The 8,158-nt window shown below is 54.0% G+C and carries 6 protein-coding genes and 1 pseudogene; 2 read left to right on the forward strand and 5 right to left on the reverse strand.

Annotated features, from left to right (window positions below; genetic code table 11):
* Positions 1–15: 15 nt before the first annotated feature.
* The 4 genes from IGQ15_RS00425 to IGQ15_RS00440 all read right to left on the reverse strand — a co-directional run bounded on the left by IGQ15_RS00425 (position 16) and on the right by IGQ15_RS00440 (position 4,768).
* Positions 16–1,323, reverse strand: coding sequence for an aminopeptidase P N-terminal domain-containing protein (locus IGQ15_RS00425; RefSeq protein WP_297047554.1), 1,308 nt, complete (start codon positions 1,321–1,323; stop codon positions 16–18).
* 435 nt (positions 1,324–1,758) lie between these two features.
* Complete coding sequence (cobD, locus tag IGQ15_RS00430) at positions 1,759–2,823, reverse strand: threonine-phosphate decarboxylase CobD (RefSeq protein WP_297047557.1); 1,065 nt, start codon at positions 2,821–2,823, stop codon at positions 1,759–1,761.
* Positions 2,824–2,828: 5 nt separating this feature from the next.
* Positions 2,829–3,155 carry an HU family DNA-binding protein gene (locus IGQ15_RS00435; RefSeq protein WP_297047559.1) on the reverse strand — a complete coding sequence of 109 codons (327 nt, stop codon included), beginning with the start codon at positions 3,153–3,155 and terminating at the stop codon, positions 2,829–2,831.
* A gap of 410 nt (positions 3,156–3,565) precedes the next feature.
* Positions 3,566–4,768: a phosphoglycerate kinase gene (locus tag IGQ15_RS00440; RefSeq protein ID WP_297047562.1), complete on the reverse strand. Its 1,203-nt coding sequence runs from the start codon at positions 4,766–4,768 to the stop codon at positions 3,566–3,568.
* A 154-nt stretch (positions 4,769–4,922) separates the two neighbouring features.
* Between IGQ15_RS00440 and IGQ15_RS00445 the strand changes: the two genes are divergently transcribed.
* Both IGQ15_RS00445 and IGQ15_RS00450 read left to right on the forward strand, forming a co-directional pair.
* Positions 4,923–5,312: a universal stress protein gene (locus IGQ15_RS00445; protein ID WP_297047565.1), complete on the forward strand. Its 390-nt coding sequence runs from the start codon at positions 4,923–4,925 to the stop codon at positions 5,310–5,312.
* 128 nt (positions 5,313–5,440) lie between these two features.
* Positions 5,441–7,981 (forward strand): DUF3536 domain-containing protein, encoded by a 2,541-nt coding sequence (locus IGQ15_RS00450; RefSeq protein WP_363315750.1) that lies wholly within the window; start codon positions 5,441–5,443, stop codon positions 7,979–7,981.
* Between the two features lie 65 nt (positions 7,982–8,046).
* On the opposite strand, the pseudogene IGQ15_RS00455 reads toward IGQ15_RS00450, so the two are convergent.
* A pseudogene (locus tag IGQ15_RS00455) lies at positions 8,047–8,158 on the reverse strand (Uma2 family endonuclease); the annotation flags it as partial.

Genomic DNA, 8,158 nt, shown 5'->3' on the forward strand with positions numbered 1-8,158 from the left:
CAATGACTTCAATGACTATTTGGGCACCGCTGCCGTTAGTACCTCGTGTCCTTCGGGTGTTACTAGGACATCGTCTTCAATGCGCACGCCAATACCGCGCCAGCGATCGCCAATCTCGGGCTGACCCTCAGCGGGGGTTGCCTCAGGATGAATATAAATCCCCGGCTCGACCGTCAGCACTTGACCCGGTTGCAGCGTTACCCATGTTTCTTGGTTGTGTTTGTAGAGACCGACATCATGGACATCGAGACCCAGCCAGTGACCGGTGCCATGCATAAAGAAGGTGCGATATTTCTGGGTATTGTTCTCTTTGCCTTCGTTGATCAGATCATCAATCGCACCGCGCAGCAGGCCAAGGTCAACCAGACCCTCAACAATCACCCGCACAGCCGCATCGTGGATTTGGTTGTAGGTATTTCCCGGTTGCACCTGCTCAATGGCGGCTTTTTGGGCAGCAAGGACAATATCATAGATCGCCTGTTGCTCGCGGCTGAACTGGCCACTCACAGGAAAGGTTCGGGTAATATCGGCGTTGTAGTAGCGATAGGCACAGCCGGCATCAATTAAAAGTAGATCTCCTGCTGCCATTTGCCGTTGGTTCTTGGTGTAGTGAAGCACACAGGCATTCGGCCCAGAGGCAACAATCGGCGGGTAGGCCGGGCCATCGCCCCCCCGTAGGCGAAAGAGATACTCTATCTCGGCCTGAATTTCATATTCCCAGCGACCGGGGGCAGCCACTTCGCGGGCACGCTGATGGGCTTCGACAGTGATGGCGATCGCTTGGCGCATCAAGGCCAGTTCTGCTGCTGATTTAATTTGCCGCATCGGTGCCAAGAGAATACTGGGATCAGCGATCGCCCGTGGGCCTGTGCCCCGTTTTGGCAGCGTCGTCAGCAGTCGCTGATAGTGCTTGAAAATCACTTGATTAAAGCGCTCATTGTGACCAAAGTGGTAATACAGCGGATCCCCCGTCTCCAAATAGCGAGGGAGGTGCTGCTCGAGCTCACCAATGGGATATACGGCATCGGCGCCTAATTGCTCCTTGGCTGCTTCTACCCCAAGGCGTGCCCCTGTCCAGATCTCTTGGCTGAGATCCTTGGGCTGCACAAAGAGGACATAGCGATGCTCACTGTGGTTGGGCGCAAAAACAGCAACGGCCTCTGGCTCATTAAAGCCCGTGAGATAATAAAAGTTACTTTCTTGGCGAAAGTTGTAGTCCACATCATTGTGCATGATGGCGCGCGGGGCACTACAGAAAACAGCGACACCTGTGCCCAGTTTCGTCAAAAACTGCTGTTGTCGTTGCCGGTACTCTGCGTTCATCGTGCCTTGAAAAGTGGGTCAACCCTGGGGAATGACGATCCTGAAATGGCCCTGAAATGGCTTGGTGGGGGCGGAGGGACTTGAACCCTCACGACTTGTTTAAGGTCAACGGATTTTCATCCTCCTGCCGCTTTCGCGACCACCCCTTGGGCGTTGAGGATTGGACTCTCCCTTTACCCGCGTAGAGGATCTACGGTAGGGTAGCTCCCGTCGAGTCTCTGCACCTTCCGTTTCCAGTTTGGGGTTGAGAAACGGCTTGGCTCAGGATTGCCATATTTGTCCTATGGACAAACGTAGGTTTCCCTGAATTTGAGAGCATTCACTTAATAGATTTCTCTACTAAGGCTCAATTGCTTAAGTCCGCAGCGTCTACCATTCCGCCACGCCCCCTTAAGTACTGCTACTATACCACCTTGGCTTTGGGGGATGCAATTCCTACTGGCGTTGGTAATAAGCCTGCAAACCCTCGAGAAGCCGCTGATTTTCGCTGTCACGGCGCACCGCCACCCGGAAGTAGGAGGCGCCCAATTCGGGAAAGCTGCAACAATCACGAATCAAAATGCGATGCTGCTGGAGGAGGTAGGTTTGCAGGAGCAAAATGGAGTCCGTTGCTTGCAGGAGTAGAAAGTTTGCCTTGCTCTCAGTCACCACCTTCAAGTCAGGTACAGCGTTCAGAGCCGCCGCAAAGGCATGGCGGGCTGGCGGTAACCATGCCCAGGTCTGGTCCTGAAAGGGGCGATCCCCCAAAGCCGTCACACCCGCAATGATCGCCAAGCGATTCACACTCCAAGGATCGCGCCACAATCGCCAACGTTGCCAACGTTCTGGAGACGACACACCATACCCTAAACGCAGACCCGCCAAGCTATAGAACTTCGTCAGCGATCGCAGGATGATTAAATTCGGGTACTCAGGTACAGCCGCGATTAGAGACTCGCTCGCCGCCGGCGGCAAAAAGTCCATAAAGGCCTCATCCACGACCACTAAGGCACCCGTCTCTAACAAGGGCTGGAGATGATGCCGCGACCAGAGATGTCCGGTGGGGTTATGGGGATTGTTAATGAGGATGGCATCTTCAGGTGTTAAGGAGGGCGCGATCGCCCCAAAGCCGCTTTGCACCTGTGCTAGGGGAATGGGCACAATCGAGCCAGCAAAAGCCGCCAGTGCCCGCCGGTAGTCAGCAAAGGCAGGAGTAATAAGATAAATCTGCTGGCGATCGCCACACTCGCGACCTACCCAAGTCAATAACTCCGCCGCGCCATTGCCCACTAAAAAATAATCCCTCGGTAGTTGATGCAGGGTGGCAATGACATCCACCAGGGGACGGCAATTGGGATCCGGATAGTCACGAATCGTGGGCAGGGCAGCCTGAAGGGCGGCTATCACTGAGTCAGGAGGCCCCCAAGGGTTGAGACTGGCAGAGAAATCCAAGATCTCATCGGGAGCACAGCCAGCGATCGCTGCCGCCCAAGCTAAATTGCCACCGTGGGAGGGGGGCATTCAGACTATTTTTTCTTGGCCTTGGCAGCCGGTTCAGCAGCCGCAGGCGGTGCAACTTTTTCTTTGAAGAGTTTCCCTGCTGAAAAGGCGGGAACAGTCGTTGCTGGGATTTGCATTTTTTCTTTGGTTTTGGGGTTGCGTCCTTCACGGGCCTTGCGCTCCCGAGGTTCAAAGGCGCCAAAGCCCACCAGTGTCACTTTTTCTCCCTTGGCCACGGCCTCCATGATTTCCTCAACGGTGGCTGAGATAATAGCCTCGACTTGCTTTTTGGTGACGTTGTTGGTGCTATGGGCGCGACTAAACACAGCATCCACGAGTTCAGCTTTATTCATGGGGATAACTCCACAGAAACATTAAAGGTTGTTTAATTGAGTAACAAATGGGTGAAAGGCACGAAACCCTTGCCTCTGCTTGCTTTCAAGCCTCATTCTAGAATAGCCAGACTCCAACTGGAACCCTGAAACCTTTAAGATATGTGGTTTTCAGGCACTTTTATCCATTAGAAATTCCTCAAACCCTTGATTCATCAGCTTTTTAGCCTATTCCATCCCCTTTGACGGGATTGTTTGGGGCAGCGACAGTTGTTAGAAAAATTAACAAATCGCGGCGTCCAAAGGTCTGAATATCGCCTCAGAGAACAAAAAAGCCCCATGGATGAAACGATGGGGCATTCACAAATTTCATGAATTTAATGCTTTGATTCGGAGGATTTGATCACAGCCTATTGGCGATGATCTATCCCCTAGGCATCATCCAAGGCGGCAATACCGGGGAGTTCTTTGCCTTCGAGGAGTTCAAGGCTCGCCCCCCCACCCGTGGAGATGTGACTCATGCGATCGGCGACACCCACTTTTTCAACCGCTGCCACAGAATCGCCACCACCAATAATCGTCGAGACGCCCTCACTGGTGAGGTCAGCTAAACAGCGGGCGATCGCCTCTGTGCCCTTGGCAAATTGATCAAACTCAAACACCCCCATTGGGCCATTCCAGATCACTGTTTTGCAATCCCCGAGGGCTTCTTGGAAGAGTTTGACCGAAGCAGGCCCAATATCCAGACCCATCCAGCCATCGGGAATCGCTTCGATACTGACCACTTGACTATTGGCATCGGCGGCAAAGTTATCCGCCACCACGACATCTGTGGGCAAAAGCAACTCCACCCCTTTTTCTTGGGCTTTGGCTTCGAGGTGTTTGGCTAGCTCCAACTTGTCTTCTTCCACCAAGGATTTGCCAACATTCAGCCCCCGCGCTTTATAGAAAGTGAAGATCATGCCGCCGCCAATCAGCAATTTATCCACTTTTTCTAAAAGGGCTTCAATGACACCAATCTTAGAAGAGACTTTCGATCCCCCCACAATCGCGGCCAAGGGACGGCGGGGATGCTCAATGGCATTTTGGAGATATTCCAGTTCTTTCTCAATCAAAAAGCCCGCCACGCAGGGACTGAGGTATTGCGTCACCCCAGCAGTTGAGGCATGGGCGCGGTGCGCAGTGCCAAAGGCATCGTTGACATAGACTTCTGCACAGGCCGCCAGTTGCTTGGCAAATTCAGGATCATTTTTTTCTTCTCCCGGATGGAAGCGCACATTTTCAAGGAGGCAGACATCCCCATTGCCCATTGCTTGGGTATGAGCCACCACGGCATCACCAATGCAGTCATCGAGCTTGGCCACGGGTTTGTGGAGCAGTTCCGAAAGCCGCTGAGCCACGGGGGTGAGGCGCAGTTTATCATCCACGCCCTTGGGACGGCCAAAGTGGCTGACGAGAATCACCTTGGCGCCTTTGCTAATCAGGTCTTGAATTGTCGGCAGTGCGGCGCGGATGCGGGTATCGTCGGTGATGATGCCATTTTCATCGACAGGAACGTTAAAATCAACCCGCACGAGGACACGCTTTCCTTCTAAGTCGGCAGCAGATAACTGCGCCACGGATTTTTTAGACACGCTAGAGCCTCCTATATGCGTTAAAACGTAGATGATAGTACTAGGGGCATAACAATCCCGGCTAGCGATGGAGTGATGCGCTACAAATCCCTCACCTGACCCTCATTCTACCCAAGGGCGGGCCCTTCCACTTGATTCCAATGAGGTGAACTCTATGTTCAAAACCATTCTTTTTCCCATTGACCGTAGCCGTGATACCCAAGAAGTCATGCCCACCGTGGTTGAGATGGTGAAACTTTTTCAGAGTCAGTTGTTTCTGCTGTCGGTGGAGGAAACCCCAGAACCGGATGCGGAGCTAGAGGTGGCGATCGCTGAATTTTTGAATCGCGTGAAGGAAGCCTTTGCCCAACACGCAATTGTGGCGGAAACACTGCTACGGCGCGGTAAGCCTGCCTTTGTTATCTGTGATGTGGCCGATGAGATCAATGCCAGTTTGATTATTATGGGTTGCCGGGGAACGGGGCTGACCCCAGAGGGGTTCCAAGAAAGTGTCAGCAACCGGGTGATTAATTTGGCGCCCTGTCCGGTCCTGGTGGTACCCTAGCGTAACTGAATCTTGCGGAGTTTAAAGTTTCGTCACAGGCGGCCGAGCCCTTGGGGCGATCGCTGATGATCAAGGAAAGTAAATGTGTTGTCTTGTGGTTGATCTGCATGCTGAATCCAACAGATGTGATGCCGACCGTGTTTTCCCCTGCTGCTGATCAACTGCGAGCCCTTGGGGTGTACGTGACCATCCACGGCCATTTCTATCAGCCCCCCCGCGAAAACCCCTACCTCAATGCCATTGAACACCAACCCAGTGCCCAGCCCTTCCACGATTGGAATGAGCGCATTTACTACGAGTGCTATCGCCCTAATGCCTTTGCGCGGATTCTCAACGATCGCGGTGAGGTCATTGATATTGTCAATAACTTTGAATACCTGAGCTTTAATATCGGCCCGACGCTCTTTAGTTGGCTCGAACGCTACGATCTCGAGGTCTATCAGCGCATTATTGAGGCCGATCGCCACAGTTGTCAGCGCTTTAATGGCCACGGCAACGCGATCGCCCAGGTCTATAACCACATGATTTTGCCCTTGGCCAACTACCGCGATAAACTCACGCAAATTCGTTGGGGCAAGGCGGACTTTCAGCGACGGTTTGGCCGCGAACCGGAGGGGATGTGGCTCGCAGAAACGGCTATTGACTATGAAACTGTAGCTGCCCTGATTCAAGAGGGGATTCGCTTTACAATTTTGGCGCCTTCCCAAGCCCAACGCTGTCGTCCCATTCTTGCCGACGGTGAAAGCGAGTGGATTGAAGTCAGCGGTAGCCAAATTGATCCGACACGTCCCTATCGCTGCTATTTGCCGGGGGGCGATCGCCAGCGGGATTACCTCGACATTTTCTTCTACGATGGCCCCATTTCGCGGGACATAGGCTTTAGTGACCTGCTCGCTAGCTCGCAATTTCTAGCGGGACGGTTGGGACAGGCAGTGCGCGGTGATCATCGCCCCAGTCAAATTATTGCTGTTGCCACTGATGGCGAGACCTTCGGCCATCACAAGTATGGCGGTGAAAAAGCCCTCGCCTATGCCTTTAAGGTGGAATTTCCACAGCGGGGCTGGCAGATCACTAACTTTGCCTACTACCTCAGCCTGTTTCCGCCCACATGGGAGGTGGAACTCAAACCCGTCACGGCGTGGAGCTGTGCCCATGGCGTGGATCGCTGGCAGGGCAATTGTGGTTGCGGCGGTGGGGGCGAGTGGCAGCAACTGTGGCGGCGCCCGTTGCGGGATGCGCTGAACTGGCTGCGGGATGAGCTAATTGACATTTATGAAACCCTTGGGGTTGAGCTATTTGAGGATGTTTGGGCGGCCCGCGATGCCTATATTCAGGTGCTGAGCGATCGCTCTCCGGAGACCCTGCACCGCTTTTTGGCACACCACCAACGCCACCCCCTGAGTCAAAGCGAGCAAATTGATGCCCTGCGTCTGCTGGAGATGCAGCACCATGCCCTGCTGATGTTTACCAGTTGTGGGTGGTTCTTTGATGAACTCTCGCGGCCTGAGGGGGTGCAAATTCTCCGCTATGCGGCGCGGGCGATCGAACTGGCAGGGGATGTCGCCGGCGTACAGTTGGAACCGGAGTTTATTGAGCGTCTGGCCGCCGCCCCCAGTAATGTGCCGCAGTTTGGCAATGGGGCAACGGTCTATCACCAGTTGGTGAAAACGGCTCAAATTAGCTTGCAGCAGGTGGCTGCCCACTATGCCATGAGTTCCCTCTTTAATAGCTATCCCCGCCAACATCAACTGTACTGCTATGAGATTGAGCAGGGGGATTATCATCTCCAACGCATGGGCAGCCTGACCTTGGCGATCGGCCAAATTAAACTCACCTCGACGATTACAACCGAGTCACAACTGCTGATCTTTGCTGTCTTGCACTTGGGGGGTTGGGATTTCCACTGTGCGATTCAACCCTTCCAAGGGCGGCGCGACTATAGCCAGATCAAGACCCATCTCCTGCAAACCTTCCAACAGGGGAGTGCGGCGCGGGTAGTGATGGCGATTACGGAACGCTTTGGTGGGGTAGCCTACAGCTTGGACGATCTCTTTGCTGAGGAACGACACCGCCTCATGGGGGTGCTGGCGCGGGAAACCCTTACCCGCTTGGATCAGCTTTATACTCAAGTCTATCGTGATAACTACGGCATCCTCATGGGGTTTCAGCGGGATGGCCTGAGTGTGCCCCAAGAATTGCAAGTCGCGGCAGCGGTGGCGTTGACCCATCGTGCCATTAGCCACTTGCGGAGTTTAGAGCAAGACCTGAGCGATCTCGGTGATTTGCCCTTGGCAGATCTACAAAACCATTTGGCAGAATTGGCGGCGATCGCCCGCGAAGCACGGTTGTTGGGCTGTCACCTTAGCCTTCAGGAGCAACAGCGACTCCTCGAGCAGCAAATTAGCACTGGATTGCGTTACCTTGCCCATCACCTCAACAGTGACACCCTTAGCCAGTTGAGTCCCCTGCTTCAGGACTTGATCACCATCGGGGATGCCCTAGGTTTGAACCTGAATCTGGATCGGGCACAGGAGCAGCTTTATACCCTGGTGGGTGAACTGGGGCAGAAGGGTAGGTACCTCGGCGAGGGCGATCGCCGGCACCTACAAACCTTAGCTATCCGTCTCAAGGTTGATCCCCAGCTATTGGTTGCCCTCTCTTCGGAATAATCCCCCCAGCACGAAGCCGGGGAGCCAGTCTTCCCAGAGACGTGCCGAGGGGCGATCGCGGCTTCAGGGGGCATAATGATTAATTCTCCACGGGGCGATCGCTCCAGCCGCAGATCAGGGTTTTGGCAACAAATGGTGGCAAACTGCTCATCGGTCAGTTCCAGCACCGGTTATAGG

Source organism: Thermosynechococcus sp. M98_K2018_005 (assembly GCF_015295825.1).
Classification (GTDB): domain Bacteria; phylum Cyanobacteriota; class Cyanobacteriia; order Thermosynechococcales; family Thermosynechococcaceae; genus Thermosynechococcus.